The sequence below is a fragment of the Stenotrophomonas sp. YJH_SMC_25 genome (assembly GCF_059369595.1).
Genome location: NZ_JCAFSV010000001.1, coordinates 127,678 through 153,967, shown reverse-complemented (window position 1 = coordinate 153,967; position 26,290 = coordinate 127,678). Strand labels below are relative to the sequence as shown.

The following is a 26,290-nucleotide window of genomic DNA, read 5'->3' as shown; positions in this document are numbered from 1 at the left end:
AATCCCCTCCGTCCCCTTTTCGGGTCATTCGGGATCGTAGTCGAGGTTGGAGGCCAGCCAGCGCTCGGCCTGGGCGCGCTCCACGCCCTTGCGCCGGGCGTAGTCGGTGACCTGCTCGCGGCTGAGGCGCCCGACCACGAAGTACTGGCTTTGCGGATGGCTGAAGTAGTAGCCCGATACCGCGGCGGTCGGAAGCATCGCAAAGCTCTCGGTCAGTTCCATGCCGGCGTTGGCCTCGGCCCGCAGCAGATCGAACAGGCGCCGCTTCTCGCTGTGCTCGGGGCACGCCGGATAGCCGGGAGCGGGGCGGATGCCACGGTACTGCTCATCGATCAGGGCGTCGTTGTCCAGCGTCTCGGCCTGGTCATAACCCCAGAATTCCGTGCGTACACGCTGATGCAGGCGCTCGGCCAGGGCTTCGGCGAAGCGATCGGCCAGGGCCTTCAGTAGGATCGCGTTGTAGTCGTCATGCTCGGCTTCGAAGCGCGCCACGTGGGCATCGATGCCGATGCCGGCAGTGACCGCGAACGCGCCGATCCAGTCCTGCCTGCCGCTGTCGGTCGGCGCGATGAAATCGGCCAGGCAGAAATCCGGACGCTCGGCCGGCTTGTCCACCTGCTGGCGCAGGAAGTGCAGGGTGGTCTCGCCCTGTGGGTGCTGCACGCGCACGTCGTCGCCGACGCTGTTGGCCGGCCACAGGCCGAACACGGCCTTGGCGGTCAGCCACTTCTCGCCGACGATGCGGTCGAGCATCGCGCGGGCATCGCGGTACAGCTCGCTGGCCTGGCTGCCGACGATCTCGTCGGTGAGGATCGCCGGGAACTTGCCGGCAAGCTCCCAGGCCTGGAAGAACGGCGTCCAGTCGATGTACTCGACCAGCTCGGCCAGCGGATAGTCATCGAAGACGTGCAGGCCCGGCTGCTTCGGCGCGGGCGGCGTGTAGTTCCCCCAGTCGCCCTGGAACTTCTGCCCGCGTGCATGTTCCAGCGGCACCAGGCGCTTGGCATCGCCACGATTGCGGTGCCGTGCCCGGATCTCGGCATAGTCGGCCTCGTTGGCGGCAACGAAGGCTTCGCGCAGGTCGCGCGAGATCAGCGACTGGGCCACGCCGACCGCGCGCGAGGCGTCCTTCACCCACACCGTAGGCGCTTTGTAGTGCGGGTCGATCTTCAACGCGGTGTGCGCGCGCGAGGTGGTGGCGCCGCCGATCAGCAGCGGCAGATTGAAACCCTGGCGCTCCATCTCGCGGGCGACGTGGCTCATCTCCTCCAGCGAGGGAGTGATCAGACCGGACAGGCCGATCAGGTCGGCGTTGTGCTCGCGCGCGGCATCGAGGATCTTCTGCGCCGGCACCATCACGCCAAGGTCGACCACCTCGAAGTTGTTGCAGGCCAGGACCACGCCGACGATGTTCTTGCCGATGTCATGCACATCGCCCTTCACCGTGGCCATGATGATCTTGCCGTTGCTCTTGGCAGTGTCGCCGCTGCGCGCCTTCTCCGCCTCGATGTACGGCAGGAGGTAGGCCACGGCCTTCTTCATCACACGCGCGGATTTCACCACCTGCGGCAGGAACATCTTGCCGGCGCCGAACAGGTCACCGACGATGTTCATGCCGTCCATCAGCGGGCCCTCGATCACGTCCAGCGGGCGGCTGGAGGCCTGTCGGGCCAGTTCGGTGTCTTCCTCAACGAAGGCATCCAGGCCGTGCACCAGTGCATGCGCCAGGCGCTGCGCCACCGGCTTGTCGCGCCAGGCCAGGTCTTCGGTCTTCGCCGCACCCTTCCTGCCCTTGTAGCGCTCGGCGATCTCCAGCAGGCGTTCGGTGGCATCGCTGCGGCGGTTGAGGATCACATCCTCCACGCGCTCACGCAGCTCCGGCTCCAGCTCATCGTAGATCGGCATGGCACCGGCATTGACGATGCCCATGTCCATGCCGGCGGCGATGGCGTGGTACAGGAACACCGAATGGATGGCCTGGCGCACCGTTTCGTTGCCGCGGAACGAGAACGAGACATTGGAGACGCCGCCGGACACATGGCAGTGCGGCAGCGTCTGCTTGATGATGCGGGTGGCTTCGATGAAGTCCACCGCATAGTTGTCATGTTCTTCGATGCCAGTGGCGACGGCGAAGATGTTCGGGTCGAAGATGATGTCCTGCGGCGGGAAGCCGATCTCGTCGACGAGGATGCGGTAGGCGCGGGTACAGATCTCGACCTTGCGCGCACACGTATCGGCCTGCCCGCTTTCATCGAAGGCCATGACCACCGCGGCGGCGCCATAGCGCAGGACCTTGCGCGCGTGTTCGCGGAAAAGCGCCTCGCCTTCCTTCAGCGAGATCGAGTTGACCACGCTCTTGCCCTGCAGGCACTTCAGGCCGGCCTCGATCACGCTCCACTTGGAGGAGTCGACCATCACCGGGATGCGGGCGATGTCCGGCTCGGACATGATCAGGTTGAGGTAGCGGGTCATCGCCGCCTCCGAATCGATCAGGCCCTCGTCCATGTTGACGTCGAGGATCTGCGCGCCGCTTGCCACCTGCTGGCGGGCCACGTCCACCGCTTCTTCGTAGCGGCCTTCCTTGATCAGCTTGCGGAACTGCGCGCTGCCGGTCACGTTGGTGCGTTCGCCGACGTTGATGAACAGCAGGTCCGGGGTGATGACCAGGGGTTCCAGGCCGGACAGGCGGGTAGGGCGGACAGGCGTCATGGCAGGCGTCGGCTCAGCAGCAATAGGGCGGGAAGTGCGGAACGGTGGCGGCGACATTCATGCGGCCTGCTCCCGGGTGCCGGGCAGTGCGCGCGGCGGCAGCCCGGTCACAGCCGCGGCAATTGCGCGGATATGGTCGGGCGTGGAGCCGCAGCAGCCGCCGACCAGGTTCAGCAGGCCATCTTCGGCGAAGCCTCGCAGGGTGCTGGCCATGTCCTCCGGCGTCTCGTCATACTCGCCGAAGGCATTGGGCAGACCGGCATTGGGGTGTGCGCTGACGTAGCAGTCGGCGACCTGCGCAAGGGTTTCCACGTGCGGTCGCATCGCATCGGCGCCCAGCGCGCAGTTCAGCCCGATCGACAGCGGCCGAGCATGCGCCAGCGAGGCATGGAAGGCTTCCGCAGTCTGCCCGGACAGGGTGCGACCGGAAGCGTCGGTGATGGTGCCGGAGATCATCACCGGCAACCGCGCGCCGCGCGCATCGAACGCTTCCTCCAGCGCATACAGCGCGGCCTTGGCGTTGAGCGTGTCGAAGATGGTCTCGACCATGATGGTGTCGGCGCCGCCGTCGATCAGGCCCTCGATGGCTTCGCGGTAGGTGTCGCGCAGTTCGTCGAAGCTGGTGTTGCGGAAGCCCGGATCGTTCACGTCCGGGCTGATCGAGGCGGTGCGGCTGGTCGGGCCGACCACCCCGATCACGAAGCGCGGCTTCCCCGGGGTGGTTGCGGCCACGGCGTCACAACAGGTGCGCGCGACCGCAGCGCCGGCCTTGTTCAACTCGTACACCAGGTGTTCGAGGTGGTAGTCGGCCTGGCTGACCGAAGTGGCGTTGAAGGTGTTGGTCTCGACCAGGTCCGCGCCCGCTTCCAGGTAGGCGGTGTGGATGTCTGCGACGATCTGCGGCCGGGTCAGCAGCAGCAGATCGTTGTTGCCCTTCAGGTCATGGCCCTCCGGCGTGCCGTGGTCGCAGCCGGGGCCATGGCTGTGATCGTAACCGCCGGCGAAGCGTTCGCCACGGTAATCGTCTTCCTGCAGGCCGTGGCGCTGGATCATCGTGCCCATCGCACCGTCGATGATCAGGATCCGCTCGCGCAGGGCGTCGAGCAGGGCGTTGGCACGCTCAGGATGCAACCAGGGCAGGGCAGGCATGGCGTTCTCGGGCTCAGGGTTTGTGGGCGATCAGCGAAATCACTTCGAAGTGCGGCGGACGCTTCTCGCGGGTGACCGTCTCCAGGCTGGATACCTGCAGGCCGGCCTTGTCGACGAACCTGCGCAGCTCCTTGTCGCTGAAGCCGAGGTTGACGTGGCCGTAGGCTTCCACCGCGGCCTTGTGTTCGTGGCGGGCCAGGCTGCACAGCAGCAGGCGCCCGCCCGGGCGCAGCACGCGCGCGCCTTCGGTCACCGCCTGCGCCGGCTTGCTGGCGTAGGTCAGCGCGTGCATCAGCACTACCAGATCGAAACTGTTGTCCTTGAAGGGCAGCGCATGCATGTCGCCCTCGCGCACTTCCACGTTGGGCAGACGGCGCAGGCGCTCGCTGGCGGCGGCGACCACGCGCGCGCTGGTGTCGATGCAGATGTAGCGCTTGGCATGCGGGGCCACCAGTTCGGCCAGCACGCCGTCACCAGAGGCGATGTCCAGCACGTCGCCGGTCTCCAGCAGCGGCAGCGCGGTGCGGGCGAGGGCTTCCCAGGTGCGCCCCGGGGAGTAGTGGCGTTCCATGTCGCCGGCCACGCTGTCGGCCCAGTTCTGGTCGGAGGCGCGGTGGGCCAGCACGGCAGCGACGCGTTCAGCGTCCTGGCGCAGCAGCGGGTCATCGCTTCCGTTGCTCAAGGCATGCCACAATGCACGCTGCGCCGGATCCAGCTGGGCCTCGTCGAAGCGGTAATAGGCCGATACGCCGGCACGGCGGTCGCGGACCAGGCCGGCTTCCTTCAGGCGCGCCAGGTGGGTGGACACGCGTGGCTGTGCCAGCCGGGTGATCGCCGACAGTTCGGCCACGGTCAGTTCCTCCTGCTCCAGCAGCGCCAGCAGGCGCACGCGGGTCGCATCGGCGAACACCTTCAGGCGGGTCGACCAGTCTTCAAGATCCATAAATATCTACCTATCGCGATATAGAGATATATTCGCTGAAAGGGCCCGTCGCGGTCAAGTCGCCAGCGTACGGAAACAGCCGGGCCCCGGTACAATCGGGACACCTGGGCGCGCCGTATGTAGCCCATAACTTCATGTACCCGGGAGGGTGTTGTGGATTTCAGCTTTACCGAAGAGCAGTTGATGCTGCAGGACGTTGCGCGGCGCATCGCGCAGGAGAAGATCGCCCCGAGCGCGGAGCACCATGACCGTACCGGCGAGTTCCCGCTCGACAACATCCGCCTGCTGGGCGAGAACGGCCTGATGGGCATCGAAGTGCCGACCGAATACGGTGGCGCGGGCATGGACCCGGTTGCGTACGTGCTGGCGATGGTGGAGGTCGCCGCCGCCGACGCAGCCCATTCGACCATCATGTCGGTCAACAACTCGCTGTTCTGCAACGGCATCCTCACCCACGGTACCGAGCAGCAGAAGCAGACCTACGTGCGTGCCATCGCCGAGGGCGAGGCCATCGGCGCGTTCGCGCTGACCGAGCCGCAGTCCGGCTCCGATGCCACCGCCATGCGCTGCCGCGCGGTGAAGCAGGCCGACGGCACCTTCGTCATCAACGGCAAGAAGAGCTGGATCACCTCCGGCCCGGTGGCCAGGTACATCGTGCTGTTCGCGATGAGCGAGCCGGACAAGGGCGCGCGCGGCATCACCGCCTTCCTCATCGATACCGACAAGGCGGGCTTCGGTCGCGGCAAGACCGAGCCGAAGCTGGGCATCCGCGCTTCGGCCACCTGCGAGATCGAGTTCAACGATTACGTGGCGCAGGCCGAAGACGTGCTGGGCCAGGAAGGCGAGGGCTTCAAGATCGCCATGAGCGTGCTCGATGCTGGCCGCATCGGCATCGCCTCGCAGGCCATCGGCATCGCCCGAGCCGCCTATGAGGCGACCCTGGAATACGTGAAGGAGCGCAAGGCCTTCGGCGCGGCCATCGGCACCTTCCAGATGACCCAGGCCAAGATCGCCGACATGAAGTGCAAGCTGGACGCAGCGCTGCTGCTGACCCTGCGTGCCGCGTGGGTGAAGGGCCAGGGCAAGCGTTTCAGCACCGAAGCAGCGGTGGCCAAACTGACCGCTTCGGAAGCAGCGATGTGGATCACGCACCAGGCGGTGCAGATCCACGGCGGCATGGGGTACTCGAAGGAGATGCCGCTGGAGCGTTACTTCCGTGATGCCAAGATCACCGAGATCTACGAGGGCACCTCGGAGATCCAGCGCCTGGTGATCGCGCGCAACGAGACCGGGTTGCGCTGATGGACGCGACGGGGCGGCGATTGCCGCCCCGTTTCCCTTGTGCGATCAACGTGGCAATCGGCAAACGATATCCGTTCCGTTCCATTCACAGACGATCTGCAGCGACTCAGGTGGAGCGCCGGGGAACATGTTCATCCCATAGAGGCGACCGGAGTCGATCCATCGATCCAGATCGTCCCGGCTGTTGAAGTTGTAGGTGCCGGCGAAGTGTTGGGCCAGGCCGGGGCTGGTTGCCGCGCCGTCGGGAATCATGTTGCCATTGGCGTCCTTGCTCTGGCCTTGCACGTATCTGGCGGTGTCCACTGACGAAGAGACGATGACCAGCGTAGTCTTCGAGCCATCGCGCCAGGTGATCCTGTAGATTGCACCGTCGATTCCGAGGGCCTTGCTGACGAAGCTCAGGCCGATCGAGGACAGGAATATCGCCATGCTGTTCCAGGCCCTCGACGATGTCGTGGCGCCAGTGAATGCCTTGCCCATGGCGCTCTCCAGCCTGAATCGCTCGGTTGCCATCTGCACGACATCGTAGGCGTTGAGGTTCTTGTGCTCTTCCGGGAAGCCTATGCCGTTGGCGTATTGCGGGTCATCAGGATGAACCTCGTACTGGACTCCTCTTCCGGCCCACTGCCGCGGCGCGAACTGTACGGTTGGCACGTTGTTGTCGAGCATCCCCATGATCCGATTGAAGGATGCGTTGATTGGCCCGGGAATCTGCGCCCTGGTGGCGCGATAGCGACGCAGCTCGCGATCGTATTCCACATCGAAACCATGGAGCCGGCGCTGCTGGAAGTCGGCGACGATGGTGGGCCCCGTGCCCGAGGACAGCGCCAGCGCGCGTGGATCGCGACAGTTGTCGCAGACGAGAACGCCTGCCGCATGTGCGTCCTGGACGCTGCTGGCCGCGAAGAGCGCACCAAGCAGAAGGGCGGGGCGGCTGAAGCGTCGTAGTGGTGCTCTTTCCATGAACTGTCTCCTGGGCGGCATCGGATCGATTGCCGTGGAGGTATCTGGATAGCAACGATCCGGGCGTGCCGCACTACTGCGCGCCCAGGAGTCCAAAGCGGGAGCCTTATGCGAAACCGGTAGACGCCTTGAGCGCCTCGTTGTCGGCGCAGCAGTGGAAGGGACTTTTCAGTACAGGCCGTATGCGACCGGTCTCCGGGCAGTCGACATGCCAACGGTCCATTGGCATTCCCGCTCCTTGGTCGCAGAATGCTCCACCGTTCATGGACGCCACCACATGCTCATCTATCGAGGCGCAGGGCTGCTGACCCTGCTCACACCGATCGCTGCCGTGCTGCTCATCCTCATCCTGTTCCCGGATCCAGCGGTGGGTCGCGGCAATACTTCACTCAGCCAGGTCCTGCTGGCGTTCGGCCTTGGCTCGGCAATCAACACGGTGCTGGGTTTCGTGCTCAATCGAAAGCCGCGTGCACCTGGGCAGCATGCTCCGCATCACTTCTTCTTCCTGCCGATGCAATGGCCTGCACTGGCGATTGTGGCGGCATGCGTGGTGATCGCAGTGTTGCGCTGAGACGCTGCCCGGACAGCGCCCACCAAGGTTGGCGACTACCGGGTATGCCGTTGCCCCGGTAGATGCCAACCTGGGGCGGCATGGATCCAGAAGCGGCAACAACAAAGGCCCCGGATCGCTCCGGGGCCTTTCTCGTTTCAGTTCACCGCTGGATCAACGATCCGGACGGTGTGCTGCATCCGCGTCGCGCTGGCGTTCCATGAACTCCTTGGACGGTTCATCCAGCTTGTCGCCCAGCATGCGGCGCACGACCACGAAGAACACCGGGATCATCAACAGGCCGAGCAGGGTGGCGAACAGCATGCCGCCGATCACGCCGGTACCGATGGCGTGGCGGGAATTGGCGCCCGCGCCGGTGGAGATCGCCATCGGGATCACGCCCATGATGAACGCGAACGAGGTCATCAGGATCGGGCGGAAACGCAGGCGGGCCGCTTCGATGGTGGCATCGCGCAGGTTCTTGCCGGCGGCGCGCTGCTCCACCGCGAACTCCACGATCAGGATCGCGTTCTTCGCCGCAAGGCCGATCACGGTGATCAGGCCGATCTTGAAGAACAGATCGTTGGGCAGGCCGCGCAGCATCGACAGGCCGAGGGCGCCGAGCACACCCAGCGGCACCACCAGCAGCACTGCCACCGGGATCGACCAGCTCTCATACAGCGCGGCCAGGCACAGGAACACCACTACGATCGACAGCACCAGCAGCAGCGTCGCCGCGTTGCCAGCCAGGATTTCCTGGTAGGACATGCCCGACCAGTCGTAGCCGAAGCCGGCCGGCAGATCGTCGTTGACGATGCTCTCCATGGTCTGCATCGCCTCGCCCGAGCTGGTACCCGGGGCCTGCGAGCCGACGATGTTGATCGCCGAGTAGCCGTTATAGCGGCTCAGCGACGGCGGTGCCGACACCCATTCGGACTTGACCACCGTGTTCAGCGGGATCATCGAATTGGTGCCATCGGCGTTCTTGGTCAGGCTGGAGGGGCTGTAGAAGCTCTTCAGCGATTCCTGGCCGGTGCGGTACGGACCATCGGCCTGCATGGTCACGCGCTTGATGCGGCCTTCGTAGAAGAAGTCGTTGACGTACACCGGGGCCAGCATCAGCTGGATGGTGCTGTACACGTCCGACACCGACATGCCCATCGACTGCGCCTGCACGCGGTCTACATGCAGCTGCAGCTGCGGCGCGTTTTCCAGGCCGTTCGGGCGCACGCCGACCAGGTGGTCCGGCTTCTGCGCGGCCTGGCCGAGCAGGATGTTGCGGGCCTGCGTCAGCTGCTCGTAACCGGCACCGCTGCGGTCCTGCAGCCACATGTCGAAGCCGCCGAACTGGCCAAGGCCCTGCACGGTGGGCAGGTTGACCACGAAGATCTGCGCTTCCTTGATGCCGTAGAACGCGCCGTTCATGTTCTGGATGAACTCGGGCGCGGTGAACTTGCGTTCCTCCCACGGCTTCAGGCGGATGAAGCCCATGCCGACGTTCTCGCCGGAACCGACGAAGCTGAAGCCGGCCACCTGCAGCATGCCTTCATAGCCATCCTGCTTTTCCAGGATGCCACGCATCTGCGCGAACACTTCGTTGGTCTGGCCCTTGGTCGAGCCCGGCGGCAGCTGCACGATCGCCAGCGCATAGCCCTGGTCTTCTTCCGGCAGGAAGCTGCCCGGCATGCGGGTGAACAGGAAGCCGCACAGTGCGGTGAGCACCACGAACAGGATCATCCAGCGCGGCGCATGGCGCACCGCCGAGGTGATGTGGCCGACATAGGTGTGGCTGATCTTGTCGTAGTACTTGTTGAAGGTGCGGTAGACGATGTTCGGGTTGTCGTTGTGCGTCGGCTTCAGGAAGGTCGCGCACAGCGCTGGGGTGAAGCCCAGCGCCAGGAACGCCGAGAACGCCATCGAAATGGCGATGGTCAGGGCGAACTGCTTGTAGATCTCACCGGCGGCGCCGCCCTGCAGGGCGGACGGGATGAACACCGCAGCCAGCACGACGGTGATCGCCACCACCGCGCCGGTGATCTGGGTCATCGCCTTCTGCGTGGCCGGCTTCGGCGCCAGGCCTTCCTCGGTCATGATGCGTTCGACGTTCTCGATCACCACGATCGCGTCATCGACCACGATGCCGATCGCCAGCACCATCGCGAACAGGGTCAGCTGGTTGATCGTGAAGCCGATCATCCACATGCCCAGGAAGGTACCGAGCAGCGCCACCGGGATGACCAGGGTCGGGATCAGCGTGGCGCGGAAGTTCTGCAGGAAGATCAGCATCACCAGGAACACCAGGAACACTGCTTCAAACAGCGTCTTGACCACTTCCTGGATCGAGATCTTGACGAAGGTGGTGCTGTCGTACGGCGAGAACCAGGTCACGCCGGCCGGGAAGCTGGGCTGCAGCTCGTCCATCTTGGCGCGCACCGCCTCGGCCACGTTCAGGGCGTTGGCGCCCGGCAGCAGCTGGATGGCGAAGGCACCGGTCGGCTTGCCGTTGTACTGGGTGTCGAAACCGTAGTTGTTGGCACCGAAGGCAACGCGGGCGATGTCCTTCAACAGCACCCGCGAGCCGTCAGCGTTGGCGCGCAGGATGATGTTCTCGAACTCCTGCGGCGAACTGAAGCGGCCTTCGGCCGAGACCGTGGCGGTGAAGTGCTGGCCTTCCGGCGACGGATCCGAGCCAAGCGCACCGGCGGCGAACTGCACGTTCTGCGCGCGCACCGCAGCCAGCACCTGGCTGGCCGACAGGCCATAACCCTGCATCTTTTCCGGGTTCAGCCAGATGTTCATGGCGTACTCGGAACCGAACTGCTGGGTGCTGCCGACGCCGGGGATACGCGAGACCTGGTCGAGCACGCGCGAACCAACGATGTCGTTCAGCGCATCACGGTTGATGGTCGGGGTATCGGACTGCAGCGCCACCACCATCAGGAAGCCGGCGTTGGCCTTGGCCACCACCACGCCCTGCTGGGTCACTTCCGAAGGCAGTCGTGGCGTGGCCAGCGAGACCTTGTTCTGCACCTGCACCTGGGCGATATCCGGATCGGTACCCGTCTCGAAGGTCAGGGTGATCTGCGCACGGCCGTTGGACGACGAGGAAGAGCTGAAGTACAGCAGGTGATCGATACCGGTCAGCTGCTGCTCGATCACCTGGGTGACCGATTTTTCCGTGGTGTCGGCACTGGCGCCCGGGTAGGTGGCCGAGACGGTGACCTGCGGTGGGGCGATGTTGGGATAGGACTCCACGCCCAGGTTGAGGATCGCGATCACGCCGCTGAGCGAGATCAGGATCGCCACCACCCAGGCGAAGACTGGATGTTCGATGAAAAATTTAGGCATGACGGAAGGTTCCCGTTACTGCTTGTTCGAATCGGTGGCGGCCGGCTTGGCCGCATCGGCCTGCTCGGGCTTGGCCGCGTCGGCCGGTGCCTTGCCAGCAGCCGGTGCGGTGCCCGCCGGAGCGGCGCCGCCTGCGGCCGGCTTGCCGTTGGCGTCCTGCCCCGGGGTCCACGGCTTGGCCACCGCCGGTGCACCTTCCTTGACCTTCTGCACGCCGGCCACGATCACCTTGTCGCCGGCGGCCAGGCCGTCGCTGACCAGCCAGTTGCCGTTCTGCGCGCCATCGGTCTTCACGTTCTTGCGCACAACCTTGCCGTCGGCGCCGACCACCATCACGTAGCCGCCGGTGGTGTCGCGCAGCAGGGCCTGCTGCGGTACCAGGAAGGCATTGTTGCGTTCGCCCAGGTTGGCCTGGAAGCTGACGAAGGCGCCCGGCAGCAGGATCTGCTGCGGGTTCGGCAGCAACGCACGCAACGACACCGCACCGGTGGCCGGGTCGACCGTGGTCGAGGAGAAGTCCAGGGTGCCCGGCTCGCTGTAGGTGCTGCCATCGGCCAGCTTGACGTTCACCGTGGCCTTGCCGTCGCCCGACAGCGCCAGCGCGCCCTTGGCCTGTTGCGCGCGCAGCTGGGTCAGCTCGTCCACGCTCAGCGAGAAGTTCACGTACAGCGGGTCGAGCTGGTCGACGGTGGTCAGCAGGGTCACATCGCCCTGGCCGACCAGCGCGCCTTCGGTGACCTGCTGCTTGTTGGCCACGCCGCTGATCGGTGCGGTTACTTCGGTGTAGCCCAGGCTGATGCGCGAGGAAGTCACCGCTGCTTCGGCCTGCTTGACCGCCGCCAGCGCGGTACGCTCGGCCGATTCAGCGTTGTCCAGGTCGGACTTGGAGACGAACTGCTGCGGCGCCAGCGAACGTGCACGGTCGGCGGCCACCTTGGCGTTGGCGTAGGTCGCGCGGGCCGAGGCCAGCTGTGCTTCGGAGGCGTTGAGCGAGGCACGCAGCGGCGCCGGGTCGATCAGGAACAGGGTCTGGCCCTGCTTGACCTGCGAGCCTTCCTGGTAGACGCGCTTGAGCAGCACGCCCGGCACGCGCGCGCGCACGTCGGCGCTGCGGAACGGCGACAGGCGACCGACCAGCTCGCGCTGCAGCGGCAGGGTCTGCGGCTTGGCGTCGATCACGCCCACCTCCGGCGGCGGGGGCGTCTGCTGTTCCGGCTTCTTGCAGGCAGCCAGCGCGACAGCAACGGCGCACGTCAAGGCAAGGGTGCGGAGTGGGGCGGTCATCAGGAGGAACTCCGGGGTTGGTTTGAAGACGGGGCCGGCGACGGCTGAGGCGCGAAGGCGCGCAGGAAGCTGTCGACGGAGAACTCTGCCCAGCGCCGACGCAGCCGCGCGTCATCACGATGGGGGGTATGGAAACGCTGTTTGTCGAAATCCTGACCGGCAATCATGCTCAGCAGCAGTTCGGCCATGAAGTGCGGGTCGTCATGCCGGAGCTGGCCACGCATGCAAACGGTTTCAATCCATTCAGCAAGATGAAGCGTCAGTGCGCCGGCTCCGTGCCGGTACAGCGTACGCGCCTCTTCGGGAAACTGGGCCGCGTCGGCGGCGATCAGCCGGCAAGCCTGGCCCACGTGCGGTTGGTTGAAGTGCTCCAGGAAGTCGGTGGCGAACTGGAGCAGGCTGGCACGCAGGTCGTCAGTGCGGAGTGCACGAACCATGGCGCCGGTAGCGTGGCCGACGTGGCGCTGCATCACCCGGCGCAGCAGTTCCTGCTTGCTGCCGTAGCGCGAGTACAGGGTCTGCTTGGAGCAGCCAGCGTGCTGGGCCACCGCCTCCATGCTCATCTGCATGCCCTGCTGGGCCAGCAGTTCGCGTACGGCGTCGAACACACGCTCATCGCGTGCATCGAGGGCAACGGGTAGGTAGGCCGGGTTCACGCGGTGGACTATACCGTCCAGTTCAGGATTGTGGAATCGCGTCGGCGTCGCCGCGTGTGTCTTCCGGTAACACGTTTTGCCGATCCTGCCGGCAGTGCTGAAACAGGCGCCAGCACCATACCGGTGCGAACTGAATAGGCGTTTGAACCGCAGCAAACCCGAATCTGCTTATTCCGTCCTGCAGCAAGGCCTTTTCGCGCGGTAGGGCTACAATTTCATTTTCCCAACTGAGCAAGCGCATCGCTCTGCCATGAAACCGCAAAAAACCGCAGCCAAGACCGTGAAGAACAAGACGAAACCAGCAGAGTCGGAGGTCGCAGTGACCGCTGGTTTCTCCCTGGAGCCGGTGTACACGGCCTTGCGCAAGCGCTACCCCGCGGCCGCACAGGCCGAAGCAGTGGCCTTTGCCACTGACTTCTACAAGCGCATGGAGTCGGACGAGTTCCCGCACCACAGCGCTGAAGAGTGGGCCGCTCTCGCGGCTGAGACGCTGGAATTCGCGCGTGCCCGCAAGGCCGGCAAGGCCAACGTCCGCGTGTTCAATCCGACCGCGAAGGCCAACGGTTGGGAATCGCCGCACACCGTGCTGCAGATCGTCAACGATGACATGCCGTTCCTCGTCGATACGGTCACCATGTCGCTGGCCGAGCAGGGCGTGGGCGTCCACGTGCTGGGCCACCCGGTGCTGCGCTTCACCCGCGACAAGGCCGGCAAGCTGGTCAAGGTCGGCGAGGGTGATGCCGAGTCGGTGATGCTGCTGGAGATCGACCGCCAGCCGGCCGAAGCCATGGCCGCCATCGAACAGGCCATCAACAAGGCGCTGGACGAAGTGCGCGCGATCGTGCGCGACTGGCAGCCGATGAAGGACAAGGCACTGGCGCTGGCCGACGACCTGGGCAAGCGCCAGCTGCCGGTCGACGATGCATCGCGCAAGGAAGCACAGGAGTTCCTGCGCTGGGCCGCCGACAACCACTTCACCTTCTTCGGCTACCGCGAGTACCGCGTCGAGAAGCAGGGCAAGGAAGACGTACTTGCGCCGCTGAACGACACCGGCCTGGGCCTGATGCGCGGCAAGGACAAGTCCGCGGCCCGCCCGGTCAAGACCCTGGCCGCGCAGGGCCTGAACGCCACGTCCGGCCTGAAGGACGCGCTGATCCTGACCAAGACCAATGCCCGTTCGCGCGTGCACCGCGCCGGCTACATGGACTACATCGGCGTGCTGGAATTCGACGCCAAGGGCAAGATCATCGGCGAGCAGCGCTTCCTCGGCCTGTTCACCTCCAGCGCCTACAACCGCCGCCCGTGGGAGATCCCGCTGGTGCGCCAGCGCCACGAGCACGTGATGAAGCAGTCCGGCCTGGCCCCGGCCAGCCACAGTGGCAAGGCCCTGCGCCACATCCTGGAAACCCTGCCGCGCGAAGAACTGTTCCAGTCCAGCGAGGACGAACTGTTCCGCACCGCGATGGGCGTGCTGGGCCTGCAGGAACGCGTGCGCAGCCGCCTGTTCCTGCGCCGCGACAAGTACAGCCGTTTCATCTCCGCGCTGGTCTACCTGCCGCGCGAGCGCTTCAACACCGACGTGCGCCTGCGCATCGAGGCGATGCTGAAGGACGCGCTGCACGGTGAGTACGTGGACAGCTCGGTGGTGCTGGGCGAATCGCCGCTGGCCCAGGTTCACCTGATCGTGCGCCCGAAGCCGGGTGAAATGCTCGACGTTGATACCGCCGAACTGGAGCAGAAGCTGGCCCAGGTGCTGCGCAACTGGCAGGACGACCTGCGCGAAGCGCTGGTGGCCCGCCACGGCGAGACCGAAGGCCTGCGCATCGCCGCGCGTATCGGCAAGGCGCTGCCGGCCGGCTACATCGAAGACAACAGCACCGCGGTTGCAGCCAACGATGTCAGCCAGCTTGATGCCCTGACCGGCCCGGACGACCTGCGCCTGAGCCTGCAGACCGTGCCGCGCGAAAGCGGTGATGGCCTGCGCCTGAAGCTGTATCGCCAGCTGGACGACATCCCGCTGTCGGACGCGCTGCCGATGATGGAAAACATGGGCCTGCGCGTGATCGCCGAGCGTCCGTACCGCCTGTCGGTCGACAACGCCCCGGTGTACGTGCAGGACTTCGAGGTCGAATCGACCGCCGGCGCGATCGATGCCGCCAGCGTCGATGAAGCCTTCGGCGAGACCTTTGCCCGCGTCTGGCACGGCGATGCCGAGAACGACGGCTTCAACCGCCTGGTGCTGGCTGCCGGCCTGCACTGGCGCCAGGTCGCCATGCTGCGTGGCTACTGCAAGTACCTGCTGCAGACCGGCGTGCCGTTCTCGCAGGCCTACGTGGAAGGCACCTTCGCGCGCTACCCGCTGCTGGCCCGACTGCTGGTCGAGCTGTTCGAAGCGCGCTTCGATCCGGCTACCGGCCACGAGAGCAAGGACGACATCGCCGCCGGCCAGGCCCAGCTGAAGGCCCACTTCGATGTGCTGGCTGCTGGCGACGACGCCACCCTGAAGGTGCTCAAGACCGTGGTCGACGCCCGCAAGGGTGACCGCGACGCGCAGATGCAGGCCGCGCGCGATGCGCTGCTGAAGCTGATGGACCGTGTGTCCAGCCTGGACGAGGACCGCATCCTGCGCTCGTTCATGGGCGTGATCGACGCGACCCTGCGCACCAGCTACTACCAGACCGATGCCAACGGCCAGCACGGCCATGTCATCAGCTTCAAGTTTGATTCGGCGCTGGTGCCGGACCTGCCGAAGCCGCGCCCGTACCGCGAGATCTTCGTCTACGGCCCGCGCGTGGAAGGTACCCACCTGCGCTTCGGCGCGGTCGCCCGTGGTGGCCTGCGCTGGTCGGACCGTCGCGAAGACTTCCGTACCGAAGTGCTGGGCCTGGTCAAGGCACAGATGGTCAAGAACACCGTGATCGTGCCGGTCGGCGCGAAGGGCGGCTTCTTCGCCAAGACCCCGCCGGTGAACGGCGACCGCGACGCGATCTTCGCCAACGGCGTGGCCTGCTACAAGCTGTTCATCCAGGGCCTGCTGGACATCACCGACAACATCGTCAACAACAAGATCGTGCCGCCGGTGGATGTCGTGCGCCACGACATGGACGATCCGTACCTGGTGGTGGCCGCCGACAAGGGCACCGCGACCTTCTCCGACATCGCCAACGGCCTGGCCATCGCGCACGGCTTCTGGATGGGCGATGCGTTCGCCTCCGGTGGTTCGGTTGGCTATGACCACAAGGGCATGGGCATCACCGCACGCGGTGCGTGGGAATCGGTCAAGCGCCACTTCCGCGCGCTGGGCCGTGACAGCCAGACCCAGGACTTCACTGCGGTCGGCGTCGGCGACATGTCCGGCGACGTGTTCGGCAACGGCATGCTGCTGTCGCGCCACATCCGCCTGGTCGCTGCCTTCGACCACCGCCACATCTTCCTGGACCCGAACCCGGATGCGGCCACCACGTTCGTCGAACGTGAGCGCCTGTTCACCGTGCCACGTTCGAGCTGGGCGGACTACGACGCCAAGCTGATCAGCAAGGGCGGCGGCGTGTACCCGCGCAGCCTGAAGTCGATCGAGATCACCCCGCAGGTGCGTGAAGCGCTGGGCCTGGATGACAACGTCAAGGCGCTGTCGCCGAACGATCTGATGAGCGCGATCCTGAAGGCACCGGTCGACCTGCTGTGGAACGGCGGCATCGGTACCTACGTGAAGGCTGCCAGCGAGCAGCACAGCGATGTCGGCGACCGCGCCAACAACGCCCTGCGCGTGAACGGTGGCGAGCTGCGCTGCAAGGTGGTGGGCGAGGGCGGCAACCTGGGCATGACCCAGCTGGGCCGCATCGAAGCCGCCCAGGCCGGCGTGCTGCTCAACACCGACTTCATCGACAACTCGGCCGGTGTGGACACCTCCGACCACGAAGTCAACATCAAGATCCTGCTCAACGATGTAGTGCGGGCCAAGAAGCTGACCGTCGAGCAGCGCAACAAGCTGCTGGCCTCGATGACCGATGAAGTCGCCGAGCTGGTGCTCAACGACAACTACCGCCAGAACCAGGCGCTGAGCCTGATGGAGCGGATGGCGGTCAAGCGCCTGGGTTCCAAGCAGCACTTCATCCGTACCCTGGAACAGCAGGGCCTGCTGGATCGCCAGATCGAGTTCCTGCCGTCCGACGCCGAGCTGTCCCAGCGCAAGGCACGCGGCCAGGGCCTGACCCGCCCGGAACTGTCGGTGCTGCTGTCCTACTCGAAGCTGGTGGCGTTCGCCCAGCTGCTGGAATCGGACATCCCGGAAGATCCGTACCTGTCCAAGGAACTGCAGCGTTACTTCCCGACCCCGCTGCAGAAGAAGTACGCCGACGCGATGGAGCGTCACCGCCTGAAGCGCGAAATCATCGCCACGGCCGTGACCAACCAGACCATCAACCGCATGGGCGCCACCTTCCTGATGCGCATGCAGGAAGACACCGGCCGTTCCATCGCCGAGGTCGCCAAGGCCTACACCATCAGCCGCGAAACGCTGGATGCGCGCGCGCTGTGGGCGCAGATCGATGCACTCGACGGCAAGGTGCCGGAGTCGGTGCAGATCGACGCACTAGAAGTGATCTGGAAGCTGCAGCGTTCGTTCGTGCGTTGGCTGCTGTCGCGCCCGGGCGCGATGCCGGGCATCACTGAAGCGGTCAACCGCTACCAGGGTCCGTTCAACGACATCCGCGTTGCCTCGGGTGTGCTGCCGGATTCGCAGCGTCCGACCTACGAAGCCCTGGTGGCCGAGTGGAAGGAAAAGGGCCTGCCGTCCGCGCTGGCGCAGCAGCTGGCCGAACTGCACTTCCTGGAGCCGGCGTTCGACATCATCGAACTGGCCCGCACCCGCAAGCTGAAGCCGGTGGACGTGTCCAAGGTCCACTTCCGCCTGGGCGATGCCCTGCAGCTGCCGTGGCTGTTCGAGCAGGTCGATGCGCTGGAGGTCAACGGTCGTTGGCACGCCGTGGCACGTGGCGTGCTGCGTGACGAGCTGGCCGCCAACCACCGCAACCTGGCCGGCCAGGTGCTGGGCACCAAGGGCAGCAGCGCGGAGGCCAAGGTCGCAGCCTGGATGGGCCGCGACGACAACAGCCTGCGCTTCACCCTGGCGATGCTGGCCGAACTGGCCGAGCAGAAGACCCTGGACTACCCGACCGTTTCGGTCGCGGTGCAGCGCCTGGGCCAGCTGGCGGCACACGGCGCGTAAGTGAAGTAGTGCCAGGCCATGCCTGGCATGCGTGAACCGGAACGGCCCCGCGAAAGCGGGGCCGTTCTGCATTGCACGGTAGTGCCGGGCGGTGGCCGGCAGCCGCATGAACCGCAACCGGGTGCAGCTGCCGGCCAGCGGCCGGCACTACCGGGTATGCTCTTGCAGGCACACCCACCCGGATCCACCGATGAGCGACACCCCCCGCATCGCTTTCCTGGCCAGCACCGCCGAGCCCGCGCAGATGGCCCGCGCGGCGATGATCTCGCGTTATGGCGATCACGCGCCGGAGCAGGCCGACGTGCTGTGCCCGCTGGGGGGCGACGGCTTCATGCTGCAGACCCTGCATCGGCATGGGCACCTGGGCAAGCCGGTGTTCGGCATGAAGCTGGGCACGGTCGGCTTCCTGATGAACCAGTACCGTGGAGACGACGACGTGCAGGCCCGCATCGCACGCGCAGAACCGGCCAACCTGCGCCCGCTGGAAATGGTGGCGCTGACCGAGTCCGGCACCAGTACCGGCTCGCTGGCCTACAACGACGTTTCGCTCCTGCGCCAGACCCGGCAGGCCGCGCATATCGGCATCGACCTCAACGGCCAGGAGCGCGTGGCCGAACTGATCGGCGACGGCGTGCTGGTGGCCACCCCGGCCGGCAGTACCGCCTACAACTATTCCGCGCATGGTCCGGTGCTGCCGCTGGGCTCGCACACCATCGCGCTGACGCCGTTGGCCCCGTACCGGCCGCGGCGCTGGCGCGGCGCGATCCTGAAGGCCGATACCGAAGTGCGCTTCCGCGTGCTCGATCCGTACAAGCGCCCGGTCAGCGTGACTGCCGACTCGCACGAGACCCGCGACGTGGTCGAGGTGACCATCCGTGAGTCGAAGGACCGCCGCGTGACCCTGCTGTTCGACCCGGAGCACAACCTGGAAGACCGGATCCTGAGCGAACAGTTCGTTTTTTGAGGACAATGGGCAGCCGGCCGTGCCGACCGCTTGAAGGACCCCCACCGATGGGCGACAACTCCCCCCGTTTGCTGACCGTCGCGGTGACCTCGCGCGCGCTGTTCGACCTCGAGGAAAGCCACGCGCTGTTCGAGAGCGAAGGCGTGGCGGCCTATGCCGAATTCCAGCGCCAGCACGAGGACGACATCCTCGGCCCCGGCGTGGCGTTTCCGGTGGTACGCAAGCTGCTGGCTTTGAACCAGGGCGCCAGCCCGGAGAATCCTCGCGTCGAGGTGATCCTGCTGTCGCGCAACTCGGCCGATACCGGCCTGCGCATCTTCAATTCGATCCAGCACTACGGCCTGGGCATCATCCGTGCAACGTTCACCGCCGGCGAGCCGACCTGGCCGTACGTGAAGCCGTTCGGCACCGACCTGTTCCTGTCGGCCAACCCGGAATCGGTGCGCAGCGCGCTGCGCCATGGCATCGCCGCGGCAACCATCCTGCCCAAGCCGCCCGGCGAGACCGCGGCAGCGGCGGCCGACCAGATCGATACCGGGCGCCCGGCCGGCCAGTTGCGCATCGCCTTCGACGGTGACGCGGTGATCTTCGGTGACGAGAGCGAGCGCATCTCACGCGAGCAGGGCGTGGAGGCATTTGGCCGGCACGAGCGTGAACGGGCCCGCGAACCCCTCAGCGGCGGCCCATTCCGCGGTTTCCTGTCGGCCCTGCATACGCTGCAGGAAGTGTTCCCGGCCGGCGAGAGCGCGCCGATCCGCACTGCGCTGGTGACCGCACGCTCGGCACCGGCGCATGAGCGCGTAATCCGCACCCTGCGCGAGTGGGGAGTGCGCCTGGACGAAGCGCTGTTCCTCGGCGGCCGCCACAAGGGGCCGTTCCTGCAGGCGTTCGGTGCCGACATCTTCTTCGATGATTCGCAGCACAACATCGACAGTGCGCGCGAACACGTGGCCGCCGGCCACGTACCGCACGGTGTCGCCAACGAGGGGTGAGACCACGCCGGGTGGGTGCCAACCGTTGGTTGGCACTGCCATGCATCGACGCCCACCAAGGTGGGCATCTACCGAAAGCAGCACCGTCGAAGGGCATGACCCGTCACGGGGTGGCCGACATCCCCAACTGCAGATCCACCACCTTCCAGCGCAGGCCCTGCGGTTCCAGCACCACTTTCATCGGCGGCTGGTCGGGGCCGCGATCGACGTCGATCACGAAGCGGTCCAGCGCTTCGAAGTGATGCTCGGCGTTCTTCAATGGCCGTGCCGGCTCGGTCGCGCCGAAGGCATCACCGCCCTGCAGTTCATTGCGGCCGCGCTTCCACAGCACGTGGCCCTGCAGCATTGCGCCGATCCCGGTCGGGGTCACCATGGTTTCCACCGCGGCACCGCCGAGCTGGTCGCCGAGGCCGTAGAGCAGGGCGCCGAACGGGCTGGCCGCTACATCCGGGCCGGCCTGGCGTACCAGATAGTCGTTGAGCTGGGCGCGCAGGCTGCTGCGCACGCGAGGGAAATCGACATAGCGTTCCAGTCGCGCCGTGTCGCGTTCTTCGATGGCCTTGGACAGGCCACGCACGGCCATGTACGGGCCGCCGAACCACCACGCAGCCAAGGCCAGGACCAGCAGCACAGCCAGTGCAGGGAGCTTCTTCATGCTGTCCAGACTGCCGCAAGTGAGGCAGCCAGTGGTGAACGGCAGATGATGCGGCTCAGAACTCCAGGTCCAGCGCCGCGCACAGGTAGTCAACGAACGGGCCGAGCCCAGCCAGGTCCTTGCCCAGGGTGGACAGCAGGCGCGGGCCGGTCATGGTGGCATCGTCCAGCGAGCGCCACATCACCCAGTTGCGGTGCTTGAGGTCGTCGATGAACTCGAAGTCGGCCGGGAAGCCACGCGGGGGCCGCACCAGCTTTTCGCTCTCCTCGAAATCGAAGCGTTTGCGCAGGGTCGGTGCATACGCGGCGGCCTTCCAGCTGCCCGGATTGTCGAGGATGAAGTGGCGTACGCGGCGCTGGGTTTCCGGTTCCGGATGCCACAGGCCGGCGCCGACGAAGCTCTCGCCCGGCTGCAGGTGCACGTAGAACGAGGGCGCGGCCACTTCGCGGCGGCGCTCATGGAACAGGCGTGCACCCTGCCAGGTCTTGTAGGGCGACTTGTCGTTGGAAAAACGCGCGTCACGATGGATGCGGAACAGCGAGCCACCGACGCCACGGGTATCGGCGCGGAAGTGCTCGCTGACCTCGGCCAGCGCCGGCTGCAGGTCGCCCAGCAGGCGCAGGAACGGCTGCCGCACGTGGTCTTCGTACTGCTGGCGGTGATCGTTGAACCAGGCCTTGTCGTTGTGCCGCGCAAGGCTGCGCAGGAACTTGAAGCTGGCGTCCGAGAAATAAGTGCTCACAGCGTCTCCTGCAGGTGCTGGCCCCAGTCGCGCAGCGATTGCAGCAGGGCCTGGCGCCGGGTGTCATCGGGCGCTTCGGCGGCCAGTGCATCCAGCTGCTGCTGGTACTGGGGCAGGTTGAGTTCGCCCAGGCCGCCGTCTCCGAGCAGGCGCTGGCGGCGGTAATCCTGCCAGCGCTGGCGTTCAGGCGGTGCGAGGCTGTCGGGATGATTGCGCGCGCGGTAGCGGAACAGCAGTTCCGGCAGGCGCGGGTCGCGGAAGCGACCTTCCAGCGCGCCCAGCTGCTCGGGCGCGGTGGTGCGTGCGAGCGCAAGCAGCGGCTTGTCACCGTTGCCGAGGAAGCCGTCGTACAGCGAGGCATCGACGTCGGCCACGGTGGCGGCGCGGGGCTGGTTGTAGACCTGCCGGGCCTTCTCGGCCAGCTGCGGGGCGAACGCGCGCAGGCGCTTCACCTTGGCTTCGATCGCAGCCACATCCAGGCCGAGGCGCGCGTGATCATCGGCACGCAGGTGGTTCCAGGCGATCAGCGCCGGCACCTTGTTCAGATGCACTTCCTTCAGCGGTACCCGTGCCGCGCCTTCGGGCAGCTCGCTGGCGCGCATGTACAGGCGCTGTGCGATCACCTCGGCCGGCAGTTCCAGCAGGTCGTCGATCTCGCCTTCCAGGTCGAACACGATCACCCGGTTGTTGATGGTCGGGTGCACGGCCAACGGCAGCACCGGTGCCGCGCACAGGCGGCTGGCCGGGTAGCGCATGGAAATGTGCAGCACCGGCTTCATCGCGGCCACGTCCAGCAGGCCGCCGACGAAGCGCTTGTCGCGCAGCTTCAGGGCGTAGTCCCACAGGCGTGGTTGCGACTGCTTGAACAGCCGCGCCATGCCGATGGTGGCGCGCACGTCGGACAGTGCTTCGTGTGCATCGCCTTCGCGCACGTGGTTGGCTTCGGCCAGATGTTCGAGCTTGAACGAGGTGGCGCCATCCTCGCGCAGCGGCCACTGTATGCCGTCCGGGCGCATCGCGCGCATCAGCCGCAGCATGTCCAGCAGGTCCCAGCGCGAATTACCGTTGCGCCACTCGCGTTCGTACGGATCGTGGAAGTTGCGGAACAGCCCGTAGCGGACGAACTCATCGTCGAAGCGCAGCGTGTTGTAGCCCAGCGCGCAGGTGCCGGGGCGCGACAGCTGCTCGTTGATGCGGTCGAAGGCCTCGGCCTCGCTGATGCCCTCGGCCAGTGCCTGCTGAGGGGTGATGCCGGTAACCAGGGTGGCCATCGGCGAGGGCAGCAGGTCATCGGCCGGGCGCACGAAGAAGCTGACCGGGGTGTCGATTTCGTTGAGATCGGCGTCGGTGCGGATGGCGGCGAACTGCGAGATGCGCGTGCGCCGCGGGTCCTGGCCGAAGGTTTCCAGATCGTAGAACAGGAAGCTGTCAGCCATCAGTGCGCGCCCTCCAGGACCGGCAGCTGCGCATGGATCTGCGCTTCCAGCGCGGCCCAGTCGATGTTGTCCAGTGAATCATGGCCGGTGGTGGCGGCCACCAGCATGTCGCGTTGCAGTTCGGTGCGGCGTAGCGCCTCGGCGTACGGCGTGTGCAGGAAGGTGACCATGGTGTAGTGCGGCACGAAGCGGGTCGGCCAGCGCCGCTGCAGTTCCTGTTCCAGTTCGCGCTGCAGCAGGAATGCAGGGTCGGCGACGCGATCGCGCATTTCCAGGTAGTTCTCCAGCGCCATCTGCTGGATGGCACGTGCATTCGGCTTGCGCTCGGCTTCGAACGCGGCGAACGCACCTTCCAGATCATCGGCCTCCATCAGGTGGCGGGCCAGCGCAACGCAGTCCTCGAACGCGCAGTTCATGCCCTGGCCGTGGAACGGCACCATCGCATGCGCGGCGTCGCCGATCAGCACGGCACGGCCCTGCTGGTGCCAGCGATCGAGCGTCAGCGTGCCAAGCAGGCCCGGCGGGTGCTGTTCCCAGTCTGCGCGCAGGTTCGGGATCAGCGGCAGGGTGTCGGCGAACTCGCGCGCGAACAGCGCCTCGGCCTGCGCGCCGGTATTGATCGTGGCGAAGCTGGGATCGCCCTGGTTGGGCAGGAACAAAGTGACGGTGAAGGTGCCTTCGTGATTGGGCAGGGCGATGCACATGTAATGGCCGCGCGGCCAGATATGCAGCGCGTTGCGCTCGATGCGGAAGCTGCCATCGTCGGCCGGCGGAATTTCCAGCTCCTTGTAGGAGTGATCGAGGAACGCGATGTCCTCGCCCAGCGGCGCCCGCCGGTTCATCGCCGCGCGCAGGGCCGAGCCTGCACCATCGGCACCGATCAGGGTGTCGAAGCGGATGTCATGCGGGCTGTCGTCGCGGTCGTCGATGAAGCGTGCGTAGCCGGCGTCGAAATCGACGGTATGCAGGCGGCGATGGAAGTGCACGGTGGCGCCGGCCTGTTCGGCCAGTTCCAGCAGCGTGGTGTTGAGGTCGCTGCGATGGATCGACCAGATCACTTCGCTGTCGTCGCGGCCATAGCGCTGCAGCTGCGGTTCGCCTTCGCGCGGATGCACCATGCGTCCGCGCATCATCACCGCGCGCGCCATGACCTCGTCTTCCACACCGGCCTGGCGCAGCGCATTGCGCCCACGCTCGGCCAGCGCCAGGTTGATCGAGCGGCCGCTCTCATAGTCGGCCACGCGTGGATCGCCACGGCGTTCGTACAGGGTGATGCGCCAGCCCTGGCGTGACAGCAGGATGGCCAGCAGCGACCCGGCGAGGCCGGCACCGATAATGCTCAACGAGCGGGAAGCATGTGCGATCAACGAACTGTCCAGCAGTAGGGGAGGGACCGGCTCAGAGGCCGGCCCAGGCTTCCACTTCCTCGACGAAGTGGTGCACGTCCAGGTAGCGGTTGTAGAGCGGGGTGGGCGAGATGCGGATCACGTCCGGCTCGCGCCAGTCGCCGAGCACGCCGATGCCGCGCAGGTGCTCGAACAGCGCACGGCCGCGCTCGCGCCCACCGATCACGCGCAATGACAGCTGGCAGCCACGGCGCTGTGGCTCGGCCGGGGTGATGATGTCGAGCACGCCGGAAAGGCGTGCACGTACAAGCGCTTCGAGCATGCCGGTCAACGCCAGTGACTTGTTGCGCAGTGCCTCCATGCCGGCGCGCTCGAACAGGTCCAGCGACGCGCGCAGCGGCGCCAGGCCGAGGATCGGCGGATTGCTGAGCTGCCAGCCTTCGGCACCGATGGCGGGGGTGAACTGCGGTGCCATCTGGAAGCGGGTGGCTTCCTCATGGCCCCACCAGCCGGCAAAGCGCGGCAGCGTGGTGTCGCGGTGGTGGCGCTCGTGCACGAACGCGCCGGCCACCGCACCCGGGCCGCTGTTGAGGTATTTGTAGTGGCACCACACGGCGAAATCGGGTGCGACGTCATGCAGGCGCAGCGGCAGGTTGCCGACCGAGTGCGCCAGGTCGAAGCCGATGCGCGCGCCCTGCAGGCGGGCAGCACGGGTGATTGCATCGAGGTCGAAGGCCTGGCCGGTGCGGTACTGCACGCCGGGCCACAGCACCAGTGCAAGGCGCGGACCGTGTTCGGCGATGGCGCGCTCGATCGCGGTGAGCGAGATCGTTCCGTTGGCTTCGTCCGGTTGCACTTCCACCAGGCACTCGGCCGGGTCGAACCCGTGGAAACGGATCTGCGCTTCGACCGCGTGTCGGTCGGTCGGGAACGCACCGGCTTCCATCAGGATCACCGGGCGCTGCGCGGTCGGTCGGTAGAAGCTGACCATCATCAGGTGCAGGTTCACGCTCAGCGTGTTCATCGCCACCACTTCGCTGGGCAGTGCACCGACCACGCGGGCCAGCTGCGCGCTCACCAGGCGGTGGTAGGACAGCCACTGCGTCGGGCCGGTGAAGTGGCCTTCCACCGCCAGCTCGCCCCATTGCTTCATCACTTCCTGCACCGCGGCCTGGGCGCCACGCGGCTGCAGGCCCAGCGAGTTGCCGACGAAGTAGGTCTGCTCGCCACCGCCATGGCGCGGAATCAGGAATTCGTTACGCAGCGGGCGCAGCGGATCGGCGGCGTCCAGGGCAATGGCGTGGGTGCGGCTGAGCAGGTCGGACATGGTCGGGCAACAGGCTGCAACGGGACCGCCAGTGTAGCGCCTGGGGCATGGCCCGGTAGACGCGGCCACGCTTCGAGCGCCGCGTTTTCTGGTAGTGGCCAACCTTGGCTGGCGCGCGTGGATCCATGCGCCCACCAGGGTGGGCGCCTACCGGTGTGGGCGTCAGCCCGCCGCCGGCACCGGCAGCGGATCCACGTGCCCGCACTGGCTGCAGGTACGCAGCTCCAGGCTGGCGTGATAGCGCGCAAACACCTTGGGCAGGTCGGTCTCGATGTTCTGCAGCGGGAAGAACTCTTCGTGCAGCTTGTGGTTGCAGCGTTCGCAGTGCCAGATCACGCCGTCCTTCTCGTGCGGCAGGCGCTTGCGCTCGACCACCAGGCCGATGCCGCCGGGCGGGCGCCGCGGCGAGTGCGGCACCCTGGCCGGCAGCAGGAAGATCTCGCCGGCGCGGATCGGGATGTCGCGCACCGCGCCGTCCTCCTGCACCTTCAGCACCATCTCGCCCTCGAGCTGGTAGAACCACTCCGGGCCTTCGTCGTAGTGATAGTCGGTGCGCGAATTCGGCCCGCCCACGACCATCACGATGAAGTCGCCGTTGTCGATCATCTTGTTGCCCACCGGCGGCTTCAGCAGGTGGCGGTTTTCTTCGATCCAGGCGTGCAGGTTGATCGGCGAGGCGAGCATGGTCGTGGTCCGT

General features: G+C 66.3%; 18 protein-coding genes. 5 read left to right on the top strand and 13 right to left on the bottom strand.

From position 1 onward, the window contains the following. Positions 1 to 24: 24 nt before the first annotated feature. Genes metH through AC5P7E_RS00740 form a run of 3 tightly spaced genes read right to left on the bottom strand, consistent with a single transcriptional unit; the run spans position 25 to position 4,801 of the window. On the bottom strand, positions 25 to 2,709 hold the full coding sequence (gene metH, locus AC5P7E_RS00750; protein ID WP_033833945.1) for a methionine synthase: 2,685 nt from the start codon (positions 2,707 to 2,709) through the stop codon (positions 25 to 27). A 57-nt stretch (positions 2,710 to 2,766) separates the two neighbouring features. Next, positions 2,767 to 3,858: a homocysteine S-methyltransferase family protein gene (locus tag AC5P7E_RS00745; RefSeq protein ID WP_012480774.1), complete on the bottom strand. Its 1,092-nt coding sequence runs from the start codon at positions 3,856 to 3,858 to the stop codon at positions 2,767 to 2,769. 13 nt (positions 3,859 to 3,871) lie between these two features. After that, complete coding sequence (locus AC5P7E_RS00740; protein WP_005410251.1) at positions 3,872 to 4,801, bottom strand: ArsR/SmtB family transcription factor; 930 nt, start codon at positions 4,799 to 4,801, stop codon at positions 3,872 to 3,874. Positions 4,802 to 4,954: 153 nt separating this feature from the next. Here AC5P7E_RS00740 and AC5P7E_RS00735 point away from each other — a divergent pair, with 153 nt between their 5' ends. Beyond that, positions 4,955 to 6,103 (top strand): acyl-CoA dehydrogenase family protein, encoded by a 1,149-nt coding sequence (locus AC5P7E_RS00735; protein WP_005410250.1) that lies wholly within the window; start codon positions 4,955 to 4,957, stop codon positions 6,101 to 6,103. A 45-nt stretch (positions 6,104 to 6,148) separates the two neighbouring features. Here AC5P7E_RS00735 and AC5P7E_RS00730 read toward each other — a convergent pair whose 3' ends face one another. After that, entirely contained in the window at positions 6,149 to 7,066 is a 918-nt protein-coding gene (locus tag AC5P7E_RS00730) for a hypothetical protein (RefSeq protein WP_062607385.1), read from the bottom strand. A 277-nt stretch (positions 7,067 to 7,343) separates the two neighbouring features. Here AC5P7E_RS00730 and AC5P7E_RS00725 point away from each other — a divergent pair, with 277 nt between their 5' ends. After that, the gene (locus AC5P7E_RS00725) at positions 7,344 to 7,637 is read left to right on the top strand and encodes a hypothetical protein (RefSeq protein ID WP_033833585.1); all 294 of its coding nucleotides are present in this window, start codon (positions 7,344 to 7,346) and stop codon (positions 7,635 to 7,637) included. A 153-nt stretch (positions 7,638 to 7,790) separates the two neighbouring features. Here the strand turns inward: AC5P7E_RS00725 and AC5P7E_RS00720 are convergent, their stop codons facing one another. Genes AC5P7E_RS00720 through AC5P7E_RS00710 form a run of 3 tightly spaced genes read right to left on the bottom strand, consistent with a single transcriptional unit; the run spans position 7,791 to position 12,904 of the window. Further along, on the bottom strand, positions 7,791 to 10,964 hold the full coding sequence (locus tag AC5P7E_RS00720; RefSeq protein WP_005413921.1) for a multidrug efflux RND transporter permease subunit: 3,174 nt from the start codon (positions 10,962 to 10,964) through the stop codon (positions 7,791 to 7,793). Positions 10,965 to 10,979: 15 nt separating this feature from the next. Next, positions 10,980 to 12,248 carry an efflux RND transporter periplasmic adaptor subunit gene (locus AC5P7E_RS00715; protein WP_049448991.1) on the bottom strand — a complete coding sequence of 423 codons (1,269 nt, stop codon included), beginning with the start codon at positions 12,246 to 12,248 and terminating at the stop codon, positions 10,980 to 10,982. After that, positions 12,248 to 12,904, bottom strand: a complete 657-nt coding sequence (locus AC5P7E_RS00710; protein WP_005410245.1) for a TetR/AcrR family transcriptional regulator — start codon at positions 12,902 to 12,904, stop codon at positions 12,248 to 12,250. The genes AC5P7E_RS00715 and AC5P7E_RS00710 overlap by 1 nt, the downstream gene beginning before the upstream one ends. A gap of 250 nt (positions 12,905 to 13,154) precedes the next feature. Between AC5P7E_RS00710 and AC5P7E_RS00705 the strand changes: the two genes are divergently transcribed. The 3 genes from AC5P7E_RS00705 (at position 13,155) to AC5P7E_RS00695 (ending at position 20,087) form a co-directional block, all read left to right on the top strand. Further along, positions 13,155 to 18,131 carry an NAD-glutamate dehydrogenase gene (locus AC5P7E_RS00705; protein WP_111173890.1) on the top strand — a complete coding sequence of 1,659 codons (4,977 nt, stop codon included), beginning with the start codon at positions 13,155 to 13,157 and terminating at the stop codon, positions 18,129 to 18,131. Positions 18,132 to 18,321: 190 nt separating this feature from the next. Continuing rightward, a complete protein-coding gene (locus AC5P7E_RS00700) occupies positions 18,322 to 19,095 on the top strand; it encodes an NAD kinase (protein WP_005410243.1) in 774 nt (257 codons plus the stop codon). Positions 19,096 to 19,142: 47 nt separating this feature from the next. After that, positions 19,143 to 20,087 carry a 5'-nucleotidase gene (locus AC5P7E_RS00695; RefSeq protein WP_114619071.1) on the top strand — a complete coding sequence of 315 codons (945 nt, stop codon included), beginning with the start codon at positions 19,143 to 19,145 and terminating at the stop codon, positions 20,085 to 20,087. Between the two features lie 103 nt (positions 20,088 to 20,190). Here AC5P7E_RS00695 and AC5P7E_RS00690 read toward each other — a convergent pair whose 3' ends face one another. The 6 genes from AC5P7E_RS00690 to AC5P7E_RS00665 all read right to left on the bottom strand — a co-directional run bounded on the left by AC5P7E_RS00690 (position 20,191) and on the right by AC5P7E_RS00665 (position 26,277). Next, on the bottom strand, positions 20,191 to 20,742 hold the full coding sequence (locus tag AC5P7E_RS00690; RefSeq protein ID WP_329761695.1) for a DUF2939 domain-containing protein: 552 nt from the start codon (positions 20,740 to 20,742) through the stop codon (positions 20,191 to 20,193). Between the two features lie 55 nt (positions 20,743 to 20,797). Next, the gene (locus AC5P7E_RS00685) at positions 20,798 to 21,484 is read right to left on the bottom strand and encodes a DUF2461 domain-containing protein (RefSeq protein ID WP_114619072.1); all 687 of its coding nucleotides are present in this window, start codon (positions 21,482 to 21,484) and stop codon (positions 20,798 to 20,800) included. Continuing rightward, the gene (sbcB, locus tag AC5P7E_RS00680; RefSeq protein WP_109337273.1) at positions 21,481 to 22,920 is read right to left on the bottom strand and encodes an exodeoxyribonuclease I; all 1,440 of its coding nucleotides are present in this window, start codon (positions 22,918 to 22,920) and stop codon (positions 21,481 to 21,483) included. Before sbcB ends, AC5P7E_RS00685 begins: the two co-directional genes overlap by 4 nt. Continuing rightward, positions 22,920 to 24,287 carry an FAD-dependent oxidoreductase gene (locus AC5P7E_RS00675; protein ID WP_012480765.1) on the bottom strand — a complete coding sequence of 456 codons (1,368 nt, stop codon included), beginning with the start codon at positions 24,285 to 24,287 and terminating at the stop codon, positions 22,920 to 22,922. The genes sbcB and AC5P7E_RS00675 overlap by 1 nt, the downstream gene beginning before the upstream one ends. A 31-nt stretch (positions 24,288 to 24,318) precedes the next feature. After that, on the bottom strand, positions 24,319 to 25,593 hold the full coding sequence (gene kynU / locus AC5P7E_RS00670; protein ID WP_005410237.1) for a kynureninase: 1,275 nt from the start codon (positions 25,591 to 25,593) through the stop codon (positions 24,319 to 24,321). Positions 25,594 to 25,755: 162 nt separating this feature from the next. Next, the gene (locus tag AC5P7E_RS00665) at positions 25,756 to 26,277 is read right to left on the bottom strand and encodes a 3-hydroxyanthranilate 3,4-dioxygenase (RefSeq protein WP_005413911.1); all 522 of its coding nucleotides are present in this window, start codon (positions 26,275 to 26,277) and stop codon (positions 25,756 to 25,758) included. Positions 26,278 to 26,290: the final 13 nt, after the last annotated feature.